The sequence below is a fragment of the Escherichia sp. E14S1 genome (genome assembly GCF_004211995.1).
Classification (GTDB): domain Bacteria; phylum Pseudomonadota; class Gammaproteobacteria; order Enterobacterales; family Enterobacteriaceae; genus Escherichia.
This window is the reverse complement of sequence record NZ_RHJQ01000008.1, coordinates 404374-428161: the sequence shown is the minus strand read 5'-3', so window position 1 is coordinate 428161 and position 23788 is coordinate 404374. Positions and strand designations below refer to the sequence as shown.

At 54.5% G+C, this 23788-nt stretch carries 24 protein-coding genes; 19 read left to right on the top strand and 5 right to left on the bottom strand.

Features of this window, described 5'->3' with window-relative positions:
* Window positions 1-8 precede the first annotated feature (8 nt).
* The 9 genes from eutJ to eutR all read left to right on the top strand — a co-directional run bounded on the left by eutJ (window position 9) and on the right by eutR (window position 9326).
* A complete protein-coding gene (eutJ, locus tag D9734_RS10950; RefSeq protein WP_130207411.1) occupies window positions 9-845 on the top strand; it encodes an ethanolamine utilization protein EutJ in 837 nt (278 codons plus the stop codon).
* A complete protein-coding gene (gene eutG, locus D9734_RS10945) occupies window positions 835-2022 on the top strand; it encodes an ethanolamine utilization ethanol dehydrogenase EutG (RefSeq protein WP_130207409.1) in 1188 nt (395 codons plus the stop codon). The genes eutJ and eutG overlap by 11 nt, the downstream gene beginning before the upstream one ends.
* A gap of 116 nt (window positions 2023-2138) precedes the next feature.
* A complete protein-coding gene (gene eutH / locus D9734_RS10940) occupies window positions 2139-3365 on the top strand; it encodes an ethanolamine utilization protein EutH (protein ID WP_130207407.1) in 1227 nt (408 codons plus the stop codon).
* Entirely contained in the window at window positions 3362-4765 is a 1404-nt protein-coding gene (gene eutA, locus D9734_RS10935; protein ID WP_130207405.1) for an ethanolamine ammonia-lyase reactivating factor EutA, read from the top strand. The genes eutH and eutA overlap by 4 nt, the downstream gene beginning before the upstream one ends.
* Before the next feature lie 11 nt (window positions 4766-4776).
* Window positions 4777-6138, top strand: a complete 1362-nt coding sequence (gene eutB / locus D9734_RS10930) for an ethanolamine ammonia-lyase subunit alpha (RefSeq protein ID WP_000769975.1) — start codon at window positions 4777-4779, stop codon at window positions 6136-6138.
* Window positions 6139-6158: 20 nt separating this feature from the next.
* Window positions 6159-7046, top strand: a complete 888-nt coding sequence (gene eutC / locus D9734_RS10925; protein WP_130207403.1) for an ethanolamine ammonia-lyase subunit beta — start codon at window positions 6159-6161, stop codon at window positions 7044-7046.
* 9 nt (window positions 7047-7055) lie between these two features.
* On the top strand, window positions 7056-7715 hold the full coding sequence (gene eutL / locus D9734_RS10920; RefSeq protein ID WP_001111027.1) for an ethanolamine utilization microcompartment protein EutL: 660 nt from the start codon (window positions 7056-7058) through the stop codon (window positions 7713-7715).
* 12 nt (window positions 7716-7727) lie between these two features.
* Complete coding sequence (gene eutK / locus D9734_RS10915; protein ID WP_130207402.1) at window positions 7728-8228, top strand: ethanolamine utilization microcompartment protein EutK; 501 nt, start codon at window positions 7728-7730, stop codon at window positions 8226-8228.
* Window positions 8229-8273: 45 nt separating this feature from the next.
* Complete coding sequence (eutR, locus tag D9734_RS10910) at window positions 8274-9326, top strand: HTH-type transcriptional regulator EutR (protein ID WP_130207400.1); 1053 nt, start codon at window positions 8274-8276, stop codon at window positions 9324-9326.
* Window positions 9327-9331: 5 nt separating this feature from the next.
* On the opposite strand, the gene hemF is transcribed toward eutR, so the two are convergent.
* On the bottom strand, window positions 9332-10231 hold the full coding sequence (gene hemF / locus D9734_RS10905; RefSeq protein WP_130207398.1) for an oxygen-dependent coproporphyrinogen oxidase: 900 nt from the start codon (window positions 10229-10231) through the stop codon (window positions 9332-9334).
* 3 nt (window positions 10232-10234) lie between these two features.
* Window positions 10235-11104 (bottom strand): N-acetylmuramoyl-L-alanine amidase AmiA, encoded by an 870-nt coding sequence (gene amiA / locus D9734_RS10900; RefSeq protein ID WP_130207396.1) that lies wholly within the window; start codon window positions 11102-11104, stop codon window positions 10235-10237.
* A gap of 213 nt (window positions 11105-11317) precedes the next feature.
* On the opposite strand from amiA, the gene D9734_RS10895 reads away from it, so the two are divergent.
* From D9734_RS10895 to yfeX, 4 genes are all read left to right on the top strand, one after another.
* Window positions 11318-11743, top strand: coding sequence for a GNAT family acetyltransferase (locus tag D9734_RS10895; protein ID WP_000406000.1), 426 nt, complete (start codon window positions 11318-11320; stop codon window positions 11741-11743).
* A complete protein-coding gene (locus D9734_RS10890) occupies window positions 11730-12179 on the top strand; it encodes a DUF2919 domain-containing protein (RefSeq protein WP_130207394.1) in 450 nt (149 codons plus the stop codon). The genes D9734_RS10895 and D9734_RS10890 overlap by 14 nt, the downstream gene beginning before the upstream one ends.
* A 206-nt stretch (window positions 12180-12385) precedes the next feature.
* On the top strand, window positions 12386-12958 hold the full coding sequence (locus D9734_RS10885; RefSeq protein WP_130207392.1) for an RpoE-regulated lipoprotein: 573 nt from the start codon (window positions 12386-12388) through the stop codon (window positions 12956-12958).
* A 95-nt stretch (window positions 12959-13053) separates the two neighbouring features.
* Window positions 13054-13953, top strand: a complete 900-nt coding sequence (gene yfeX / locus D9734_RS10880; protein ID WP_000084590.1) for a porphyrinogen peroxidase — start codon at window positions 13054-13056, stop codon at window positions 13951-13953.
* 238 nt (window positions 13954-14191) lie between these two features.
* Here the strand turns inward: yfeX and pbp4b are convergent, their stop codons facing one another.
* Genes pbp4b through murQ form a run of 3 tightly spaced genes read right to left on the bottom strand, consistent with a single transcriptional unit; the run spans window position 14192 to window position 17823 of the window.
* A complete protein-coding gene (gene pbp4b / locus D9734_RS10875) occupies window positions 14192-15496 on the bottom strand; it encodes a penicillin binding protein PBP4B (RefSeq protein WP_130207390.1) in 1305 nt (434 codons plus the stop codon).
* A 2-nt stretch (window positions 15497-15498) separates the two neighbouring features.
* Window positions 15499-16923, bottom strand: coding sequence for a PTS N-acetylmuramic acid transporter subunit IIBC (gene murP / locus D9734_RS10870; RefSeq protein ID WP_130207388.1), 1425 nt, complete (start codon window positions 16921-16923; stop codon window positions 15499-15501).
* Window positions 16924-16926: 3 nt separating this feature from the next.
* Window positions 16927-17823, bottom strand: a complete 897-nt coding sequence (gene murQ / locus D9734_RS10865) for an N-acetylmuramic acid 6-phosphate etherase (RefSeq protein WP_130207386.1) — start codon at window positions 17821-17823, stop codon at window positions 16927-16929.
* Between the two features lie 171 nt (window positions 17824-17994).
* Between murQ and murR the strand changes: the two genes are divergently transcribed.
* The 6 genes from murR to cysA all read left to right on the top strand — a co-directional run bounded on the left by murR (window position 17995) and on the right by cysA (window position 23756).
* Entirely contained in the window at window positions 17995-18852 is an 858-nt protein-coding gene (gene murR / locus D9734_RS10860; protein ID WP_130207384.1) for an HTH-type transcriptional regulator MurR, read from the top strand.
* A gap of 128 nt (window positions 18853-18980) precedes the next feature.
* Entirely contained in the window at window positions 18981-19772 is a 792-nt protein-coding gene (gene ucpA, locus D9734_RS10855; RefSeq protein ID WP_000517431.1) for an SDR family oxidoreductase UcpA, read from the top strand.
* 172 nt (window positions 19773-19944) lie between these two features.
* Window positions 19945-20961 carry a thiosulfate/sulfate ABC transporter substrate-binding protein CysP gene (gene cysP / locus D9734_RS10850; protein WP_000290223.1) on the top strand — a complete coding sequence of 339 codons (1017 nt, stop codon included), beginning with the start codon at window positions 19945-19947 and terminating at the stop codon, window positions 20959-20961.
* On the top strand, window positions 20961-21794 hold the full coding sequence (cysT, locus tag D9734_RS10845; protein WP_130207382.1) for a sulfate/thiosulfate ABC transporter permease CysT: 834 nt from the start codon (window positions 20961-20963) through the stop codon (window positions 21792-21794). The genes cysP and cysT overlap by 1 nt, the downstream gene beginning before the upstream one ends.
* Window positions 21794-22669: a sulfate/thiosulfate ABC transporter permease CysW gene (cysW, locus tag D9734_RS10840; protein WP_064526347.1), complete on the top strand. Its 876-nt coding sequence runs from the start codon at window positions 21794-21796 to the stop codon at window positions 22667-22669. The genes cysT and cysW overlap by 1 nt, the downstream gene beginning before the upstream one ends.
* Complete coding sequence (cysA, locus tag D9734_RS10835) at window positions 22659-23756, top strand: sulfate/thiosulfate ABC transporter ATP-binding protein CysA (RefSeq protein ID WP_130207380.1); 1098 nt, start codon at window positions 22659-22661, stop codon at window positions 23754-23756. The genes cysW and cysA overlap by 11 nt, the downstream gene beginning before the upstream one ends.
* The last annotated feature ends 32 nt before the right edge of the window (window positions 23757-23788 follow it).

Below are 23788 nucleotides of genomic sequence, written 5' to 3'. Positions count from 1 at the left end.
AGTAACCGATGGCGCACGACGAACAATGGCTCACCCCGCGTTTGCAAACGGCGGTAACGCTGTGTAACCAGACGCCCGCCGCGACGGAATCTCCGCTGTGGCTGGGGGTGGATCTGGGCACCTGCGATGTGGTGTCGATGGTTGTCGATCGCGACGGTCAGCCGGTGGCGGTATGCCTCGACTGGGCCGATGTGGTCCGCGACGGCATCGTCTGGGATTTCTTCGGCGCTGTCACCATTGTTCGTCGCCATCTCGACACGCTTGAGCAGCAATTCGGTCGCCGTTTTAGCCATGCGGCGACCTCATTTCCTCCTGGTACGGACCCGCGTATATCCATCAACGTGCTGGAATCCGCCGGGCTGGAAGTGAGCCATGTGCTGGATGAGCCAACTGCCGTGGCGGATCTGCTGCAACTGGATAACGCAGGTGTAGTGGATATCGGCGGCGGCACCACCGGCATTGCCATCGTGAAAAAGGGCAAGGTGACTTACTCGGCGGATGAAGCCACCGGCGGACATCACATCTCTCTGACTCTCGCCGGAAATCGCCGTATTTCGCTGGAAGAGGCAGAGCAGTACAAGCGCGGACATGGTGAAGAGATTTGGCCCGCGGTGAAACCGGTGTACGAAAAAATGGCGGACATTGTCGCCCGGCATATTGAAGGGCAGGGCATTACTGATTTATGGCTGGCGGGCGGCTCCTGTATGCAACCGGGCGTGGCGGAACTGTTTCGCAAACAATTCCCGGCGTTACAGGTGCATCTACCGCAGCACAGTTTGTTTATGACCCCGCTGGCGATCGCCAGTAGTGGGCGAGAGAAAGCGGAGGGGATATATGCAAAATGAATTGCAGACCGCGCTCTTTCAGGCGTTCGATACCCTGAATCTGCAACGGGTAAAAACATTTAGCGTTCCACCGGTGACGCTTTGCGGTCCGGGCGCGGTGGGCAGTTGCGGGCAGCAAGCGCAAACGCGCGGGCTGAAACATTTGTTTGTGATGGCGGATGGCTTTTTGCATCAGTCGGGGATGACCGCCGGGCTGATTCGCAGTCTGACCGTCAAAGGTATCGCTATGACGCTCTGGCCGTGTCCGGTGGGCGAACCGTGCATTACAGACGTGTGCGCAGCCGTGGCGCAGCTGCGTGAATCAGGCTGCGATGGTGTCATCGCGTTTGGCGGTGGCTCGGTGCTCGATGCAGCGAAAGCCGTAGCGTTGCTGGTGACGAATTCCGATAGCACGCTGGCAAAAATGTCAGAAACCAGCGTTCTGCAACCACGATTGCCGCTGATTGCCATTCCAACGACCGCCGGAACCGGCTCTGAAACGACTAACGTGACGGTGATCATCGATGCGGTAAGCGGGCGCAAACAGGTGTTAGCACATGCCTCGCTGATGCCGGATGTCGCGATTCTCGACGCTGCGCTAACCGAAGGCGTGCCGTCGCATGTCACGGCGATGACTGGCATCGATGCGTTAACTCACGCCATTGAAGCGTATAGCGCGCTGAACGCCACCCCGTTTACCGACAGCCTGGCGATTGGCGCCATTGCGATGATTGGTCAATCGCTGCCGAAAGCGGTGGGCTACGGTCACGACCTTGCCGCGCGCGAGAGTATGTTGCTGGCTTCATGTATGGCGGGAATGGCGTTTTCTAGCGCCGGGCTTGGGTTATGCCACGCGATGGCGCATCAGCCAGGGGCGGCGCTGCATATTCCGCACGGTCTGGCGAACGCCATGTTGCTGCCAACGGTGATGGAATTTAACCGGATGGTTTGTCGCGAACGCTTTAGCCAGGTTGGTCGGGCGCTGCGAACTAAAAAATCCGACGATCGTGACGCTATTAATGCGGTAAGCGAGCTGATAGCGGAAGTTGGGATTGGTAAACGACTGGGCGATGTTGGTGCGACATCTGCGCATTACGGTGCATGGGCGCAGGCCGCGCAGGAAGATATTTGTCTGCGCAGCAACCCGCGTACCGCCAGCCTGGAGCAGATTGTCGGCCTGTACGCAGCGGCGCAATAAATGCCGGATGCGACGCTTGTCGCGTCTTATCCGGTCTACAGGATTGCACATGTAGGGCGGATAAGGCGTTTACGCCACATCCGCCAATAAATAACAACTAACAGGGAGTAAAGGCGATGGGAATTAACGAAATCATCATGTACATCATGATGTTCTTTATGCTGATAGCTGCCGTAGACAGGATCCTGTCGCAGTTCGGCGGTTCTGCACGTTTCCTCGGTAAGTTCGGTAAAAGTATCGAAGGATCCGGCGGGCAGTTCGAAGAAGGCTTTATGGCAATGGGCGCACTGGGCCTGGCGATGGTCGGTATGACCGCGCTGGCACCGGTACTGGCCCACGTACTCGGGCCGGTGATCATCCCGGTTTACGAAATGCTCGGCGCCAACCCGTCAATGTTCGCCGGAACGCTGCTGGCGTGCGATATGGGCGGCTTCTTCCTCGCCAAAGAGCTGGCGGGCGGCGACGTAGCAGCGTGGCTATACTCTGGGTTAATTCTCGGGTCGATGATGGGGCCAACGATTGTGTTTTCCATTCCGGTGGCGCTCGGCATTATCGAACCTTCTGACCGTCGTTATCTGGCGCTCGGTGTGCTGGCCGGCATTGTGACCATTCCAATTGGCTGTATTGCTGGTGGTCTGGTAGCTATGTATTCCGGCGTACAAATCAACGGCCAGCCTGTGGAATTCACCTTTGCCCTGATCCTGATGAACATGATCCCGGTACTGATCGTCGCGGTACTGGTGGCGCTGGGGCTGAAATTCATCCCGGAAAAAATGATCAACGGCTTCCAGATCTTCGCCAAATTCCTCGTTGTATTGATTACCCTCGGCCTTGCTGCCGCGGTGGTGAAATTCCTGCTTGGCTGGGAACTGATCCCGGGCCTGGATCCGATCTTCATGGCCCCTGGCGATAAACCAGGTGAGGTGATGCGCGCCATTGAAGTTATCGGCTCTATCTCCTGCGTGCTGTTAGGTGCGTATCCGATGGTGCTGCTGCTGACCCGCTGGTTTGAAAAACCGCTGATGAGCGTCGGTAAAGTGCTGAATATGAACAATATCGCGGCAGCTGGCATGGTGGCAACGCTTGCTAACAACATCCCGATGTTCGGCATGATGAAGCAGATGGATACTCGCGGCAAAGTCATCAACTGCGCCTTCGCCGTTTCCGCAGCCTTCGCTCTGGGCGACCACTTAGGCTTCGCCGCTGCCAACATGAACGCCATGATCTTCCCAATGATTGTCGGCAAGTTGATCGGCGGCGTAACGGCGATTGGCGTGGCGATGATGCTGGTACCAAAAGAAGACGCGACTGCGGCTAAAACCGAAGCGGAGGCGCAATCGTGAACACTCGCCAGCTACTAAGCGTCGGTATCGATATCGGCACCACCACCACCCAGGTGATTTTCTCCCACCTGGAGCTGGTTAACCGTGCGGCAGTGTCGCAGGTGCCGCGCTACGAATTCATCAAACGCGAAATTAGCTGGCAAAGTCCGGTGTTCTTTACCCCTGTCGATAAACAGGGCGGTTTAAAAGAAGCGGAGCTGAAAACTTTAATCCTCGAGCAATATCAGGCTGCGGGCATTGCACCGGAAAGCGTTGATTCCGGTGCCATCATCATCACCGGCGAAAGTGCAAAAACCCGCAATGCTCGTCTGGCGGTGATGACGCTCTCCCAGTCGCTGGGCGATTTTGTGGTCGCCAGCGCCGGACCGCATCTCGAATCCGTGATTGCGGGTCACGGTGCCGGGGCGCAAACCCTCTCTGAACAACGGCTGTGTCGGGTACTGAATATCGATATCGGCGGCGGCACGGCGAACTACGCCCTGTTCGATGCCGGAAAAATCAGCGGTACTGCCTGCCTCAACGTTGGCGGTCGCCTGCTGGAAACCGACAGCCAGGGTCGCGTGGTGTACGCCCATAAACCGGGGCAGATGATTGTGGATGAGTGTTTCGGCGCAGGCACTGACGCCCGTTCGCTGACTGGCGCGCAGCTGGTGCAGGTTACCCGGCGGATGGCGGAACTGATTGTCGAAGTGATTGACGGAACGCTCTCGCCGCTCGCGCAGGCATTGATGCAAACCGGTTTACTGCCCGCAGGTGTTACGCCCGAAATCATTACGCTTTCTGGCGGCGTGGGCGAATGTTATCGCCACCAGCCCGCCGATCCGTTCTGTTTTGCCGATATTGGCCCGCTGCTGGCAACGGCGCTGCATGACCATCCGCGCCTGCGTGAGATGAACGTGCAGTTTCCGGCGCAAACCGTGCGCGCCACGGTGATTGGCGCGGGCGCACATACTCTTTCGCTCTCTGGCAGCACAATCTGGCTGGAGGGCGTACAACTGCCGCTGCGTAATTTGCCGGTGGCGATCCCAATTGATGAAACGGATCTGGTGAGTGCCTGGCAACAGGCGCTGATTCAGCTGGATCTTGATCCCAAAACTGACGCGTACGTGCTGGCGCTTCCCGCCTCGCTGCCTGTGCGTTACGCCGCGGTACTGACGGTCATCAACGCGCTGGTCGATTTCGTCGCGCGTTTTCCGAATCCGCATCCCCTGCTGGTGGTGGCCGGGCAGGACTTTGGTAAAGCTCTGGGCATGTTGTTGCGCCCACAGCTACAACAACTCCCGTTGGCAGTCATTGACGAAGTGATTGTCCGCGCGGGGGACTATATCGACATTGGTACGCCTCTTTTTGGCGGATCGGTTGTGCCGGTGACGGTGAAATCACTCGCATTTCCTTCCTGAGGGAACGACTTATGAAACTAAAGACCACATTGTTCGGCAATGTATATCAGTTTAAGGATGTAAAAGAGGTGCTGGCTAAAGCCAACGAACTGCGTTCGGGGGATGTGCTGGCGGGCGTTGCAGCGGCAAGCTCACAGGAGCGCGTGGCGGCAAAGCAGGTGTTGTCGGAAATGACCGTAGCGGACATCCGCAATAATCCGGTGATTGCCTATGAAGATGACTGCGTCACGCGGCTGATTCAGGACGACGTTAACGAAACGGCCTACAACCAGATTAAAAACTGGAGCATCAGCGAACTGCGTGAGTATGTGCTGAGCGATGAAACCAGCGTGGATGACATTGCCTTTACCCGCAAAGGGCTGACCTCGGAAGTGGTCGCGGCGGTAGCGAAGATTTGCTCCAACGCGGACCTGATCTACGGCGCGAAGAAAATGCCGGTGATCAAAAAGGCCAATACCACCATCGGTATTCCGGGCACCTTTAGCGCCCGTTTGCAGCCGAACGATACCCGTGACGACGTGCAAAGTATCGCCGCGCAAATCTACGAAGGGCTTTCCTTCGGGGTGGGCGATGCGGTGATCGGCGTTAACCCAGTGACTGACGACGTGGAAAACTTAAGCCGCGTGTTGGATACCATCTATGGCGTGATCGACAAATACAACATTCCGACCCAGGGCTGCGTGCTGGCGCACGTCACTACCCAGATTGAAGCGATTCGTCGCGGCGCGCCGGGCGGGCTGATTTTCCAGAGTATTTGCGGCAGCGAAAAAGGGCTGAAAGAGTTTGGCGTGGAACTTGCGATGCTTGATGAAGCGCGCGCAGTGGGCGCGGAGTTCAACCGTATCGCCGGGGAAAACTGCCTCTACTTCGAAACCGGACAAGGTTCTGCGCTGTCCGCAGGTGCTAACTTCGGCGCTGACCAGGTGACGATGGAAGCGCGTAACTATGGGCTGGCGCGTCATTACGATCCGTTTATCGTCAACACCGTGGTCGGCTTTATTGGGCCGGAGTATCTCTACAACGACCGCCAGATTATTCGTGCGGGCTTAGAAGATCACTTTATGGGCAAGCTGAGCGGCATCTCTATGGGCTGTGACTGCTGCTACACCAACCACGCTGACGCTGACCAGAACCTCAACGAAAACCTGATGATCCTGCTCGCCACCGCAGGCTGCAACTACATCATGGGGATGCCGCTGGGCGATGACATCATGCTCAACTACCAGACCACGGCGTTCCACGATACCGCCACTGTGCGTCAGTTACTCAACCTGCGTCCGTCACCGGAGTTTGAACGCTGGCTGGAAAGCATGGGCATTATGGCAAACGGTCGCCTGACCAAACGGGCGGGCGATCCGTCACTGTTCTTCTGATGACGCGGAGATAACACATCATGGATCAAAAACAGATTGAAGAAATTGTACGCAGCGTGATGGCGTCAATGGGACAAGCAGCCCCCGCGCCATCAGAAGCCAAATGCACCACCACAGCCTGTTCGGCACCGGTGACCTCGGAAAGCTGTGTGCTGGATTTAGGTTCCGCTGAAGCGAAGGCGTGGATTGGCGTTGAAAATCCGCATCGCGCAGACGTATTAACAGAACTGCGCCGCAGCACCGTGGCCCGCGTCTGTACCGGTCGTGCTGGTCCGCGTCCGCGTACCCAGGCGCTGCTGCGTTTCCTGGCCGATCACTCTCGTTCGAAAGATACCGTACTGAAAGAAGTGCCGGAAGAGTGGGTGAAAGCGCAGGGCTTGCTGGAAGTGCGCTCTGAAATTAGCGACAAAAATCTCTACCTGACTCGCCCGGATATGGGTCGCCGCCTGTGTGCAGAAGCTGTTGAAGCCCTGAAATCACAGTGTGTCGCCAGTCCGGACGTACAGGTCGTTATTTCTGATGGCCTGTCTACTGACGCGATCACCGTGAACTATGAAGAGATCCTGCCACCGCTGATGGCGGGCCTGAAACAGGCTGGTTTGAAAGTCGGCACGCCGTTCTTTGTGCGTTACGGTCGCGTGAAAATTGAAGATCAGATCGGTGAGATCCTCGGCGCGAAAGTGGTGATCCTGCTGGTGGGCGAACGCCCGGGGTTAGGGCAGTCAGAAAGTCTCTCCTGCTACGCCGTTTACTCGCCGCGTATGGCGACCACCGTTGAGGCCGATCGCACCTGTATCTCTAACATTCACCAGGGCGGCACGCCGCCAGTTGAAGCCGCAGCAGTTATTGTGGATTTGGCGAAACGTATGCTGGAGCAGAAAGCATCCGGCATCAACATGACCCGATAAGGAGGCATCATGCCAGCTTTAGATTTGATTCGACCGTCGGTCACCGCCATGCGGGTGATTGCCTCCGTTAACGCCGATTTTGCGCGTGAGCTGAAATTGCCACCGCATATTCGTAGCCTTGGGCTGATTTCCGCCGACTCCGATGACGTCACCTACATTGCCGCTGATGAAGCGACCAAACAGGCGATGGTGGAAGTGGTGTATGGCCGCTCGCTGTATGCAGGAGCCGCACACGGCCCGTCACCGACTGCCGGTGAAGTGCTGATTATGCTGGGCGGGCCAAACCCGGCGGAAGTGCGTGCTGGTCTGGATGCAATGGTTGCGCATATTGAAAACGGTGCGGCCTTCCAGTGGGCCAACGATGCGCAAGATACGGCATTCCTTGCACATGTGGTTTCGCGCACTGGTTCTTATCTCTCTTCCACTGCGGGTATTACGCTTGGCGATCCGATGGCGTATCTGGTGGCGCCGCCGCTGGAAGCGACTTATGGCATTGATGCAGCGTTAAAATCTGCCGACGTGCAACTGGTGACTTATGTCCCGCCGCCGTCAGAAACCAACTATTCCGCCGCATTCTTAACGGGAAGCCAGGCGGCGTGTAAAGCGGCCTGTAATGCCTTTACCGATGCAGTGCTGGAAATCGCGCGGAATCCAATCCAGCGTGCGTAACGGAGGTTGCCGATGATCAATGCACTGGGATTGCTGGAAGTGGACGGCATGGTCGCAGCAATCGATGCGGCGGATGCGATGCTGAAAGCGGCCAACGTACGTCTGCTCAGTCATGAAGTACTTGACCCTGGCAGGTTGACGCTGGTGGTGGAAGGCGATCTGGCGGCGTGTCGTGCGGCGCTGGACGCAGGTTGTGCTGCTGCGATGCGTACCGGGCGCGTCATTAGCCGCAAGGAGATCGGTCGGCCAGACGATGACACCCAGTGGCTGGTTACTGGCTTTAACCGCCAGCCGAAGCAAGCTGTAAAGGAACCCTGCGTGCCAGCTATCGTTGCGGAATCTGCTGACGAGTTGTTGGCGCTGTTAACATCAGTACGTCAGGGAATGACGGCAGGAGAAGTGGCTGCCCACTTTGGCTGGCCGTTGGAAAAAGCCAGAAATGCGCTCGAACAGCTCTTTTCTGCCGGGACGTTACGTAAACGCAGTAGTCGTTATCGTCTCAAGCCCCATTAATCTGTCGGAGGTGCCGGGTGTCATATAACACCCGGCATTAACATCATGAAAAAGCCCCGTACAGCTAATTTGCACCATCTTTATCATGAACCCTTATCCGAAAACCTGAAGCTTACGCCGAAGGTCGAAGTGGATAATGTTCATCAACGACAGACAACGGATGTCTATGAACATGCTTTGACGATTACCGCCTGGCAGCAGATTTACGATCAGCTGCATCCGGGCAAGTTTCATGGTGAATTTACGGAAATTCTGCTTGATGATATTCAGGTTTTCCGTGAATACACCGGTCTGGCACTGCGTCAGTCGTGCCTGGTCTGGCCGAACTCTTTCTGGTTTGGTATTCCGGCGACACGCGGCGAACAGGGATTTATCGGCTCACAATGCCTGGGACGCGCGGAAATTGCCACGCGCCCTGGCGGCACCGAGTTTGAACTGAGTACACCAGATGATTATACGATCCTTGGCGTAGTGCTTTCTGAAGATGTCATTACCCGGCAGGCTAACTTTTTGCATAACCCGGAAAGGGTGCTGCATATGTTACGTAACCAGTCGGCGCTGGAAGTGAAAGATCAGCATAAAGCCGCGCTGTGGGGCTTTGTCCAACAGGCGTTGGCGACATTTTGCGAGAACCCGGAGAATCTTCATCAGCCTGCGGTGCGTAAAGTGCTGGGGGATAATTTGCTGATGGCGATGGGGGCGATGCTGGAAGAAGCGCAACCAATGGTGACAGCGGAAAGTATTAGTCATCAGAGTTACCGACGTTTGCTTTCCCGCGCCCGTGAATATGTGCTGGAAAACATGTCCGAACCGGTAACCGTACTGGACTTGTGTAATCAACTGCACGTCAGCCGCCGCACCTTACAAAACGCATTTCACGCTATTTTGGGCATTGGCCCGAATGCGTGGCTAAAACGCATTCGCCTGAACGCCGTGCGCCGTGAGCTGATTAGTCCGTGGTCGCAAAGTATGACGGTAAAAGACGCCGCCATGCAGTGGGGATTCTGGCATCTGGGGCAATTCGCCACGGATTATCAGCAACTGTTTGCCGAGAAGCCGTCACTGACACTGCATCAGCGGATGCAGGAGTTGGGATGAGGGAGTTACACCCAATCCCTGACCTTAATAAACTCACTCAACGCTGCTTCCGGGCTGCCTGCTTCTGGCTGATAATCATACTCCCAGCGTACCAGTGGCGGCATCGACATCAGAATAGACTCGGTGCGCCCGCCGGTTTGTAAGCCAAACAGCGTCCCGCGATCCCATACCAGGTTGAACTCGACATAGCGCCCGCGGCGGTACAACTGGAAATTGCGCTCGCGTTCGCCGTATTCCATTGCTTTACGCCGTTCAACAATCGGTAAGTAAGCGTCGGTGTAGCCTTTGCCTACCGCCTGCATAAAGGCAAAACAGTGGTCGAAATCTGGCGTGTTCAGATCATCAAAGAACAGCCCGCCAATGCCGCGCTGTTCGTTGCGATGTTTGAGGTAGAAGTAATCGTCGCACCACTTTTTGTAACGGGGATAAACGTCTTCACCAAATGGCAGGCACAGGTCACGGGCGGTGCGATGCCAGTGAATGGCGTCGTCTTCAAAACCATAGAATGGAGTTAAGTCGAAGCCGCCGCCAAACCACCAGACGGGATCGGCCCCCGGTTTTTCGGCAATAAAAAACCGCACATTCGCGTGGCTGGTGGGAACGTACGGATTATGCGGATGCACTACCAGCGATACGCCCATCGCCTCGAAACTGCGCCCGGCAAGTTCCGGGCGATGAGCGGTCGCGGAAGCGGGCATCGCGTTGCCGTGGACGTGAGAAAAGTTGACGCCCGCCTGTTCGAAAACACCACCATTACGCAACACCCGACTACGCCCGCCGCCACCAGCTTCACGTTGCCAGCTATCTTCGACAAACTCTGCGCCATCTACGGCGGCCAGTTGCTGGCAAATTGTATCCTGAAGGTCGAGGAGGAACTGTCTAACCTGGTGTGCGTCGGGTTTCATAACTTACCGCTTTTTCGAGTGTGCTTTCTGGTTATCAAACCAGTGGAAATAACTGATCACGCCTTCAGCAATCGCTGTGGCGATTTTCTGACGAAACGCCGCCGTGCCTAATAGCCGTTCTTCTTCCGGGTTGGTGATAAACGAAGTTTCCACCAGCACCGAAGGAACCGACGGTGATTTCAACACCACAAATGCCGCTTGTTCGGTGTTGCGGCTGTGCAGTTTATGCACCGGCTTAATCTTCTTCAGAATATGCGAGCCGAGCGTCAGACTATTTTTAATGGTATCTGTTTGCACCAGATCAAACAGCACTTGTTGCAATAGGTGATCCCTGTCGGTCGCCTTTTTCCCGGCAACTTCATCAGCACGGTTTTCGCGTTCCGACAAATATTTTGCCATCGCGCTACTTGCGCCACGGTTAGAGAGGGCAAAGACCGATGCACCAGCGGCTTTCGGGTTGGTAAAGCCGTCGGCGTGAATTGACATAAACAGGTCAGCGCCATGTTTATGGGCGATTTCAACGCGATCGTACAGTGGAATAAAGGTATCGCCAGAACGCGTCAGCCGCGCATCAATGCCATGATTGCGCAAAATTGAACGGACGTTTTTGGCGATTGCCAGCACCACGTGTTTTTCTTTTGACCCGTTGCGGCCAATCGCACCGGTATCAATCCCGCCGTGACCCGGATCGAGAACGACTATCCGCTTGCCCCCAGCTTTTTTGGCTTTCGGCTTAGTGTGTCCGTTGCTGGTTTTTAAAGGTTCTTCTTTGGCGATGGCTTGTGACATTCCTGACAACGTCAGGGCAGCCAATCCGGCTTTCAGCACCTGGCGGCGCGAAGTGAGTGTTTTTAGTGGTTTAAAAGTGCTCATACGGCCTGAGTTGTAATAATGAAGTTCCAGATGTTATATCGTATCGCGTAATCCGTTACGACGGTTTGCTGGTGAGAATTGTTTTACTTTTCATTTCAATAAATGACAACGCGTCATTATGCCACTTTTTCAACCGATTTTCGTCAGATATTGGCTAATTCGGTCGTTCACGCCATAATCACCCTTTTAACCCCCAAAAAGGTAACTCATACCATGGAGATACGCGTATTTCGCCAGGAAGATTTCGAAGAGGTCATCACCCTTTGGGAGCGTTGCGACTTGCTGCGTCCGTGGAACGATCCGGAAATGGACATCGAACGCAAGATGAACCATGACGTTAGTTTGTTCCTGGTCGCGGAAGTGAATGGTGAAGTGGTGGGAACGGTGATGGGCGGTTATGACGGGCATCGTGGGTCTGCTTATTATCTTGGCGTGCATCCGGAGTTTCGCGGGCGCGGCATTGCTAACGCCTTGCTTAATCGGCTGGAGAAAAAGCTGATTGCCCGCGGTTGCCCGAAAATTCAGATCAACGTGCCGGAAGACAATGACATGGTGCTCGGAATGTACGAACGCCTGGGATATGAACACGCTGATGTGCTGAGTCTGGGTAAGCGTTTGATTGAAGATGAAGAGTACTGAGTTTCATCCTGTCCATTATGATGCGCACGGACGCTTGCGTTTACCCTTCCTTTTCTGGCTTGTGCTACTGCTTCAGGCGCGAACCTGGGTGCTGTTTGTGATTGCCGGTGCGTCGCGTGAGCAGGGTACTGCGCTGCTGAATCTGTTTTATCCCGATCATGATAATTTCTGGCTGGGGTTAATTCCCGGCATTCCAGCAGTGCTGGCGTTTTTGCTGAGTGGTCGGCGGGCTACGTTTCCCCGTATCTGGCATGGGCTCTATTTTCTGTTGCTGTTGGCGCAAGTGGTTTTACTTTGCTGGCAACCGTGGCTGTGGTTGAACGGTGAATCGGTTAGCGGAATCGGTCTGGCGCTGGTAGTGGCGGATATTGTGGCGTTAATCTGGCTGCTGACTAATCGACGTTTACGCGCTTGTTTTAATGAAGAAAAAGAATAACGCAGAGGTGCACTTTGTTTATGCCGGATGCGGCGTGAACGCCTTATCCGGCCTACAAAACATCGAAAATTCAAGATATTGCAGGAAAAAGCAGGCCTGATAAGCGTAGCGCATCAGGCAATTTTGTGTTTGTCATCTACCTCTAACGGCACTTTTTTGCAAATTTGCACTCCAAGCAACGTTATTGAATAACCAAAGGAAGTGAGATGAAATCGCTGCGTTTAATGTTATGCGCTATGCCGTTGATGCTGACCGGCTGTTCCACTATGTCGTCAGTTAACTGGTCTGCCGCTAATCCGTGGAACTGGTTTGGTTCATCTACCAAAGTGAGCGAGCAGGGCGTGGGTGAATTAACGGCGTCCACACCATTACAAGAACAAGCTATTGCCGATGCGCTTGATGGTGATTATCGCCTGCGCAGCGGAATGAAAACCGCTAACGGTAATGTAGTGCGCTTTTTTGAAGTGATGAAAGGCGACAGCGTGGCGATGGTCATCAATGGTGATCAAGGTACAATCAGCCGCATTGACGTTTCAGATAGCGATATTCCTGCGGACTCCGGTGTTAAAATCGGTACACCGTTTAGCGACCTTTACAGCAAAGCATTTGGCAATTGCCAAAAAGCAGATGGTGATGATCGTGCTGTCGAATGTAAAGCTGAAGGCAGTCAACATATTAGCTACCAGTTCAGCGGTGAATGGAGTGGTCCTGAAGGGTTAATGCCTTCGGACGATACCTTGAAAAACTGGAAAGTCAGTAAAATTATCTGGCGACGTTAATTTGCGTCTGAGCAAACCGCTAATCACAAAAAACACGTAAAATAGCGCCCAACAATGCCACGGATTGCGTGGCATTATTATTTTCAGGAGGAACAATGTCTCAGGTTCAGAGTGGCATTTTGCCAGAACATTGCCGCGCGGCGATTTGGATCGAAGCCAACGTAAAAGGGGAAGTTGATGCCCTGCGTGCGGCCAGTAAAACATTTGCCGACAAACTGGCGACTTTTGAAGCGAAATTCCCGGACGCACATCTTGGTGCAGTCGTTGCCTTTGGTAACAACACCTGGCGCGCTCTGAGCGGTGGCGTTGGTGCCGAAGAGCTGAAAGATTTTCCGGGCTACGGCAAAGGTCTTGCGCCGACCACTCAGTTCGATGTGTTAATCCACATTCTTTCTCTGCGTCATGACGTAAACTTTTCTGTCGCCCAGGCGGCGATGGAAGCCTTTGGCGACTGCATTGAAGTGAAAGAAGAGATCCACGGCTTCCGTTGGGTGGAAGAGCGTGACCTGAGCGGCTTTGTTGACGGCACAGAAAACCCGGCGGGTGAAGAGACGCGTCGCGAAGTTGCGGTTATCAAAGACGGCGTGGATGCGGGCGGCAGCTATGTGTTTGTGCAGCGTTGGGAGCACAACCTGAAGCAGCTCAACCGGATGAGCGTTCACGATCAAGAGATGATGATCGGCCGTACCAAAGAAGCCAACGAAGAGATTGATGGCGACGAACGTCCGGAAACTTCTCACCTGACCCGTGTTGATCTGAAAGAAGATGGCAAAGGACTGAAGATTGTTCGCCAGAGCCTGCCGTACGGCACCGCCAGTGGCACTCACGGTCTGTACTTCTGCGCCTACTGTGCGCGTCTGCATAACATTGAGCAGCAACTGCTGAGCATGTTTGGCGATACCGATGGTAAGCGTGATGCGATGTTGCGTTTTACCAAACCGGTCACTGGCGGCTACTACTTCGCGCCGTCGCTGGACAAGTTGATGGCGTTGTAAGCGTTTCTGATTCGATGATTAAAGGCCAGCCAATAGCATTACTGACTGGCCTCAGATTGTTGATAAAGTACGCGTTGTACACGCCGGATGCGACGTAAACGTCTTATCCGGCCTACAAATCGTGCGAATTCAATACATTGCAGGGGCCGCGTAGGCCTGATAAGCGTAGCGCATCAGGCAGTATTGCGTTTGTCAGCAGTCTCAGGCCAGCCAGTAACAAAACTGACTGGCCTTTTTATTACTTCTGCTTTAACGCCGCATACACCTGATCAACCACCCAACCATAAGTTGCAATCGGTAACTGACCGCTTTCGAACATATTGGGATTTTTTTGTGGATCGGCAACTGGCGAATGGGGCTTGTTGCTTAACATCACAATCGCTATATGATTGACCGGATCGATAACGGTTACCGTCCCGGTCCAGCCCGTGTGACCGTACGTTTGCGGGCTTGCCAGCGTGCCAAACGTCGGCGTCATGGTGGCATTACCATTCACGCGCCAGCCAAGGCCAAAAGTGGCGTCCTCCTTTGAGCTGGTGGTGAACATCTTCACCGTTTCCGCACTGAACAGCTTCACATCACCATAGCCACCGCCGTTCAGCATCGTTTGCATTAACACCGCAATATCGCCGGTATTGGAAAACAAACCTGCGTGTCCGGAAACGCCGCCCATCGAATAGAACGCTTTTTCATCGTGCACCTGACCCCAGATAGTGGAGGTGCGGATATTCGGAAAGTGGATCACGCCATCGCGGGTATTGCCGTTCAGTTCCGTCGCGGCAATTTGCTGCGGTTTAAAGCCTTTCAGCAGCGGGTTAAATACCGTATGCGTCAGGCCGAGTGGTCGATAAATCGACTCTTCAACATAGCGGTCAAGCGGCTGGCCAGTAACTGACTCGACGATAAATCCAAGCAACATATAATCGACATCGCTGTAGATATGTTTGCTGCCGGGCTGATACTCCAGCGGCGTGCGCTTGATCATCTCCAGCGTCTGGCCTTTATCCTGGGAATATAACGCGCCCGCGACCGCTTTATTCGGGTATTGTGGGTCCGCCGGGAAACCGCCGCTGTGATGCAGCAGATCAGAAATCCGCAACGTGTTTTTGCCTTTGATGGTGTCATTTGGACTGTCGGCAAACCCTGGAATATATTTCGCAATCAGATCGTCAGGATGTAGTTTGCCTTCGCTCATCAGCTTTTGCAGAGCGAAGTTAGTGGCGTACATTTTGGTATTTGAGGCCAGGTCATACAGCGTCTCGGTGGTGGCTTTTACAGGCTGCGCCATCAACACGCTGCCATCGTACTTTTTCGCCATCCCCCAGGCTTTGCGATACACAATCTGATTATCTTTAATAATCAGTAGGTTTACGCCGGGATAACCGGCATCAACTTGCTGGTTAATCCAGCGATCCATCTGGTTAAGCCGTTCGACATTGAACCCTGCTTTCTCTGGCGAACTTTCTGTCAGAACAGGGTATTTTGCGGCGCTGACGCTACAGCTGACAGCCAGCAGAGAAAGATAGAGCATTGTCCGTTTCATAATCAGTCCAGATTGACGTTACGGCAGCCAAAGAACGTGGTGAAAATAAACCCACTAACCCATGCCACCAGAATCCCACCTGCATATACCGCCATTGCCGGAAGGATACCTTGAGCGGAAGTCATCAGCGGTAGTGCCACCAGGCCAGACGGTCCGAAGGCGCTGTTTAAGCCCATTGGCAGACCCCACCAGGCTATCAGCCCGATAAACAAACCGCCCGCCGCGCCGCCTAAACAGGCGGTAACAAACGGCTTCATGCGGGGCAGGGTGACGCCGTAAATCAACGGTTCACCAACGCCCAGCAGACCGGGAATTATCGCCCCGCGCACCTGACTGCGTAGTGCACTGTGCGGTTGCGCTCGCCAGTAGAGCGCCAACGCCGCGCCCACCTGGCCCGCGCCCGCCATCGAAAGGATGGGAAATAAGCTGTTGAATCCCTGACTGTCCATTAAAGCCAGATAAACAGGAATGAAGCCCTGATGCACGCCAAACACCACGGCGATCAGGAACAGCCCGGCTAAAACCGCACAACCGAGCGGATTACTATTCAAGTGCATAAACAGCCACGACATACCTTCGAATAACCAGCCGCCCAGCGGCATAATGATCAGGTACGCAAGCGTAGCGGTGATCAACAGAGTGATTAACGAGGTCAGCAGCATGTCGAGATCGTCCGGCATAAAGCGGCGCACCATGCCTTCAATGCGGGCGCAGGCCCAAGCGGCAATCAACACGCCGATAATATTGCCGCGCGGATCGATGGGCAGACCGAAGAAATCGTGAAATCCGGCGTAGTAACCAGTGGTGGCAGCAGGGTTATAACCGAGCAAAAAGAGCGCGGCAATAATTGCGCCATTGACGCCCGTGCCGCCGAACGCCTGGGCCGCGTTATAGCCCACCAGAATTACCAGGAAGGTGAACAAGCCTTTGCTGAACACCTTCATAAAATTCAGCGCATCGGGCAGCGTTCCCTGAGCATCTGCCGGAACGTGCATCACCGTGGCGATTAGCGTCGCTATCCCCAGCAACAGACCCGCAGCAATAAAACCGGGGATCAGCGGTGTAAAGATGGTGGCGAATTTGGCGAGAAATTGTTGCACGCCGGAAGTTTGTCTGGCTTTTAACTGGCGTTTATTCTGGGCGGCGATCTCCGCGGCATCCTGCACGGGTGCTTCGCCCAGCAACTCGCTCATGGCTTTTGCGGCACGATGCGCTTTGCCCGGCCCAAAGACCACTTGCACCTGATCGCTGGTCAAAATGACGCCCTTTACACCTTCCAGGGTTTTGATATCGGGATCAACCAGTGAACTGTCATGTACACCCAGACGCAGACGCGTCATACAGTTACCACAGCTGGCGATGTTTCCCGGGCCACCGACCCGGGTAAGAATGGTGTTCAGAAGTTCACTGCTGATCTCTTTAGCCATGGGTTATTCCTTTTCCAGAGCTTTGCGAATAAAGCCGCCATGTTGATCCAGGCGTTTTTTAGCTTCTGCGGCATCGAGATTTTTCAGCACCATCACAATAGCCGTTTTACAGTGGCGGTCGCAGGCAACCAATGCCGCTTCCGCTTGCTCAGCGCTACATCCGGTGGCGTTTTTGACGATATTGACCTGGCGTACATGCAGTTTTTCATTGGTGGCGACCACATCGACCATCAGGTTACCGAACACTTTGCCTGACTTAATCATCAACCCGGTGGAGAGCATATTGAGCACCAGTTTCTGCGCCGTGCCAGCTTTCATTCGCGAAGAACCCGTGACCACTTCGGCCCCAACAATCGGCGTAATAGCAAACTCTGCGGTGGTTGAAACGGCGCTCCCCGGATTACAGGAAATTCCCACTGTGCGGCAACCGAGCTGGCGGGCGTATTCCAGTCCGGCAATCACATACGGCGTACGACCGCTGGCGGCAATACCAACCACCACATCCTGTGCCGTTAAATTAATACTTTTCAGATCGTTAACGCCGCCTTCCCGGCTATCTTCCGCGCCTTCCACCGCGTGCTGAATGGCATATTCGCCGCCAGCAATCAAACCAACTACCAGGCCCGGTTTCACGCCGTAGGTCGGCGGACATTCACTGGCATCAAGAATACCCAGACGACCAGAGGTCCCCGCACCGATGTAAATCAGACGGCCGCCGCCGCTCACCTGGGCGTGAATAACATCGATCGCCGCTGCAATATCTGGCAGTACGCGCTCAACGGCGAGTGGTACGGTTTTATCTTCATCGTTGATAATCCGGCACATCTCCAGTGTCGAAACGCGGTCAATTTCAGCCGAGGCGGCATTCGAGCCTTCTGTAATCATCTTTTCAAGTTGCATCAGTGGTGACCTTAGTATTCACAATCAAATAATTGCATATTGATGGAATCATATATCTCAATTTGCTAGTTTTAAAGGAATCATTGAGTCTGAAATCACAGAGTGTGAAGAGCGTCAAAGGGCAAAATCCGTGTGCTATGCTGCGCGCAGGATGTGGTGAGGGAGTGGAAGATGTTGTACCTGACAAAATTACGCAATGCAGAAAGTGGCTTTACTGAAAATGAGCAAAAGATAGCCGACTTTCTGCAGGCCAGGGTGAGCGAACTGAAATCTGTTTCTTCACGAAATATGGCGAAACAGCTCGGTATTAGCCAGTCGAGTATTGTGAAGTTCGCTCAGAAACTCGGCGCGCAAGGGTTTACTGAATTGCGTATGGCGTTAATTGGCGAATACAGTGCCAGCCGGGAGAAAACGAATGCCACGGCACTACACCTGCACAGTTCGATTACCAGTGATGATTCGCTGGAAGTGATCGCGCGCAAACTGAATCGCGAAAAAGAGCTGGCGCTGGAGCAAACCTGCGCGTTGCTCGATTACGCGCGGCTGCAAAAAATCATTGATGTCATCAGTAAAGCACCGTTTATCCAGATAACGGGCCTGGGCGGATCGGCGCTGGTGGGGCGCGATCTGTCGTTCAAACTGATGAAAATTGGCTATCGCGTGGCCTGCGAAGCCGACACGCACGTACAAGCCACCGTTTCCCAGGCGTTAAAAAAAGGCGATGTACAAATCGCTATCTCTTACAGCGGCAGTAAAAAAGAGATTGTCTTGTGCGCAGAAGCGGCACGAAAGCAGGGGGCAACGGTGATTGCCATTACTTCTCTGACTGACTCTCCGCTGCGGCGGCTGGCGCATTTCACGCTCGATACCGTTTCCGGCGAAACCGAATGGCGTAGCTCGTCAATGTCGACCCGCACGGCGCAAAATTCTGTTACCGATTTACTGTTTGTTGGCCTTGTGCAACTCAATGATGTGGAGTCATTGAAAATGATTGAGCGCAGCAGTGAGCTAACACAACGCCTGAAATGATGCATAAAGCAGCGACTGGATTGAGATTTTCCTGAATTAGTGAGCTGATACGCAGCAATATTTTGTTTATCCTGTATTTTCAGAGGGAATGGAGTGTAACGCTCTGTATTAACAAGGAGAGCATTAAAATGGGTAAACTCACGGGCAAGACAGCACTGATTACAGGCGCATTGCAGGGAATTGGCGAAGGAATTGCCAGAACTTTTGCACGTCATGGCGCGAATCTAATCTTGCTGGATATCTCCCCTGAGATCGAAAAGCTGGCGGACGAACTGTGTGGTCGTGGTCATCGCTGTACGGCGGTTGTCGCCGATGTGCGAGACCCGGCGTCGGTAGCCGCTGCTATCAAGCGCGCGAAGGAAAAAGAAGGGCGCATTGATATCCTGGTGAATAACGCAGGCGTTTGTCGCCTGGGCAGTTTCCTCGATATGAGCGATGACGATCGCGATTTCCATATTGATATCAATATTAAAGGCGTATGGAACGTCACAAAGGCGGTGCTGCCGGAGATGATTGCCCGCAAAGATGGCCGCATTGTGATGATGTCTTCGGTCACTGGCGATATGGTGGCCGATCCTGGCGAAACGGCGTATGCCTTAACGAAAGCGGCGATTGTTGGCCTGACTAAATCGCTGGCGGTGGAGTACGCGCAGTCTGGTATTCGCGTAAATGCGATTTGTCCGGGCTACGTGCGCACGCCAATGGCAGAAAGTATTGCCCGTCAGTCGAACCCGGAAGATCCAGAATCGGTGTTGACTGAAATGGCAAAAGCAATCCCGATGCGTCGCCTCGCCGATCCGCTGGAAGTCGGCGAACTCGCGGCCTTCCTCGCATCCGATGAATCCAGCTATTTAACCGGTACACAGAATGTGATCGATGGCGGCAGCACACTGCCGGAGACGGTTAGCGTCGGCATCTGATTCACCTCTGTTTCCTCCCTGCATTTGTGTGGGGAGGATTTCGTTTTGAACCCGGTTCTTATTCCCTTTTCAACTTCCAAATCACCAAACGGTATATAAAACCGTTACTCCTTTCATGCCCGTTATAAATATGATGGCTATTAGAAAGTCATTAAATATATAAGGGTGCGCAATGGCCGTTAACTTACTGAAAAAGAACTCACTCGCGCTGGTCGCTTCTCTGCTGCTGGCAGGCCATGTACAGGCAACAGAACTGCTGAACAGTTCTTATGACGTCTCCCGCGAGCTGTTTGCCGCCCTGAACCCGCCGTTTGAACAGCAATGGGCAAAAGATAACGGCGGCGACAAACTGACGATTAAACAATCTCATGCCGGGTCATCAAAACAGGCGCTGGCGATTTTACAGGGCTTAAAAGCAGACGTTGTCACTTATAACCAGGTGACCGACGTACAAATCCTGCACGACAAAGGCAAGCTGATCCCGGCAGACTGGCAGTCGCGCCTGCCGAATAATAGCTCGCCGTTCTACTCCACCATGGGCTTCCTGGTGCGTAAGGGCAACCCGAAGAATATCCACGACTGGAACGATCTGGTGCGCTCCGACGTGAAGCTGATTTTCCCGAACCCGAAAACGTCCGGTAACGCGCGTTACACCTATTTAGCCGCGTGGGGCGCAGCGGATAAAGCCGACGGTGGCGATAAAGCCAAAACCGAACAGTTTATGACGCAGTTCCTGAAAAACGTTGAAGTGTTCGATACCGGCGGTCGTGGCGCAACTACCACCTTTGCCGAGCGCGGCCTGGGCGATGTGCTGATTAGCTTTGAATCGGAAGTGAACAACATCCGTAAACAGTATGAAGCGCAGGGCTTCGAAGTGGTGATTCCGAAAACCAATATTCTGGCGGAATTTCCGGTGGCATGGGTCGATAAAAACGTGCAGGCCAACGGCACAGAAAAAGCCGCAAAAGCCTACCTGAACTGGCTCTACAGCCCGCAGGCGCAGACCATTATCACCGACTATTACTACCGCGTGAATAACCCGGAAGTCATGGACAAACTGAAAGATAAATTCCCGCAGACCGAGCTGTTCCGCGTGGAAGACAAATTTGGCTCCTGGCCGGAAGTGATGAAAACCCACTTCACCAGCGGCGGCGAGTTAGACAAGCTGTTAGCTGCGGGGCGTAACTGATGTTTGCAGTTTCATCAAGACGCGTGCTGCCGGGCTTTACCTTAAGCCTCGGCACCAGTCTGCTGTTTGTGTGCCTGATTTTATTGCTGCCGCTCTCCGCGCTGGTGATGCAGCTCTCTGAGATGAGCTGGGCGCAGTACTGGGAAGTGATCACCAACCCGCAGGTGGTCGCGGCCTACAAAGTGACGCTGCTGTCGGCGTTTGTGGCTTCGATTTTTAACGGCGTTTTCGGCCTGCTGATGGCGTGGATTTTAACCCGTTATCGCTTCCCTGGCCGCACGCTGCTTGATGCACTGATGGATTTACCCTTTGCGCTGCCAACGGCAGTTGCCGGTTTGACGCTGGCTTCGCTCTTTTCTGTGAACGGTTTTTACGGCGAATGGCTGGCGAAGTTTGATATCAAAGTCACCTACACCTGGCTTGGGATTGCGGTGGCGATGGCCTTTACCAGCATTCCGTTTGTGGTGCGTACCGTGCAGCCGGTGCTGGAAGAGTTAGGCCCGGAATATGAAGAAGCGGCGGAAACGCTCGGTGCAACGCGCTGGCAGAGTTTCTGCAAAGTGGTGCTGCCGGAACTCTCTCCGGCGCTGGTGGCGGGCGTGGCGCTGTCGTTTACCCGCAGCCTCGGTGAGTTTGGCGCGGTGATATTTATCGCCGGGAACATCGCCTGGAAGACGGAAGTGACGTCGCTGATGATTTTTGTTCGCTTACAGGAGTTTGATTACCCGGCGGCGAGCGCGATTGCTTCGGTGATCCTCGCGGCATCCCTGCTGCTGCTGTTCTCAATTAATACTCTGCAAAGTCGCTTTGGTCAGCGTGTGGTAGGTCATTAATGGCGGAAGTTACCCAATTGAAGCGTTATGACGCGCGCCCGATTAACTGGGGCAAATGGTTTCTGATTGGCATCGGGATGCTGGTTTCGGCGTTCATCCTGCTGGTGCCGATGATTTACATCTTCGTGCAGGCATTCAGCAAAGGGCTGATGCCAGTTTTACAGAATCTGGCTGACCCGGACATGCTGCACGCCATCTGGCTAACGGTGATGATTGCGCTGATTGCCGTGCCGGTAAACCTGGTGTTCGGCATCCTGCTGGCCTGGCTGGTAACACGTTTTGATTTTCCTGGGCGTCAGTTGCTGCTGACGCTGCTGGATATCCCGTTTGCCGTCTCTCCGGTGGTCGCAGGCCTGGTGTATCTGCTGTTCTACGGCTCTAACGGCCCGCTGGGCGGCTGGCTGGATGAACATAATCTGCAAATTATGTTCTCCTGGCCGGGAATGGTGCTGGTCACCATCTTCGTCACCTGTCCGTTTGTGGTGCGCGAACTGGTGCCGGTGATGTTAAGCCAGGGCAGCCAGGAAGACGAAGCGGCGATTTTGCTTGGCGCGTCTGGCTGGCAGATGTTCCGCCGCGTCACATTGCCGAATATTCGCTGGGCGCTGCTTTATGGCGTGGTGCTGACCAACGCCCGCGCGATTGGCGAGTTTGGCGCGGTATCGGTGGTTTCCGGCTCGATTCGCGGCGAAACCCTGTCGCTGCCGTTACAGATTGAATTGCTGGAGCAGGACTACAACACCGTCGGCTCCTTTACCGCTGCTGCGCTGTTGACGCTGATGGCGATTATCACCCTGTTTTTAAAGAGTATGTTGCAGTGGCGCCTGGAAAATCAGGAAAAACGCGCGCAGCAGGAGGAACATCATGAGCATTGAGATTGCCAATATTAAGAAGTCGTTTGGTCGCACCCAGGTGCTGAACGATATCTCACTGGATATTCCTTCTGGTCAGATGGTCGCATTGCTGGGGCCGTCCGGTTCCGGGAAAACCACGCTGCTGCGCATTATTGCCGGGCTGGAGCATCAAACCAGTGGGCATATTCGCTTCCACGGCACCGACGTCAGCCGCCTGCACGCGCGCGATCGTAAAGTCGGTTTCGTGTTTCAGCATTACGCGCTGTTCCGTCATATGACGGTGTTCGACAATATCGCCTTTGGCCTGACGGTGCTGCCGCGCCGCGAGCGCCCGAATGCCGCGGCGATCAAAGCGAAAGTGACAAAATTGCTGGAGATGGTGCAGCTTGCCCATCTGGCGGATCGTTATCCGGCCCAGCTTTCCGGCGGCCAGAAACAGCGCGTGGCGCTGGCGCGTGCGCTTGCCGTGGAACCGCAAATTCTGCTGCTCGATGAACCGTTTGGCGCGCTGGATGCGCAGGTGCGTAAAGAACTGCGTCGCTGGCTGCGTCAGCTGCACGAAGAGCTGAAATTCACCAGTGTATTCGTTACCCACGACCAGGAAGAGGCGATGGAAGTCGCCAACCGCGTGGTGGTGATGAGTCAGGGCAATATCGAACAGGCCGATGAACCGGATCAGGTATGGCGCGAACCGGCGACCCGTTTTGTGCTCGAATTTATGGGCGAAGTGAACCGCCTGCAGGGAACGATTCGCGGCGGGCAGTTCCACGTTGGCGCGCACCGCTGGCCGCTGGGGTATACACCTGCGTATCAGGGGCCGGTGGATCTCTTCCTGCGCCCGTGGGAAGTGGATATCAGCCGCCGCACCAGCCTTGAATCGCCGCTGCCGGTACAGGTGCTGGAAGCCAGCCCGAAAGGCCACTACACCCAATTAGTCGTGCAGCCACTGGGGTGGTATGAAGATCCGCTGACGGTCGTGATGCATGGCGACGATGCCCCGCAGCGTGGCGAGCGTTTATTCGTTGGCCTGCAACATGCGCGGCTGTATAACGGCGACGAGCGTATTGAAACCCGCGATGAGGAACTTGCTCTCGCACAAAGCGCCTGATAGGTTGAGTGAATGTTAAACGCCCGGAGGCG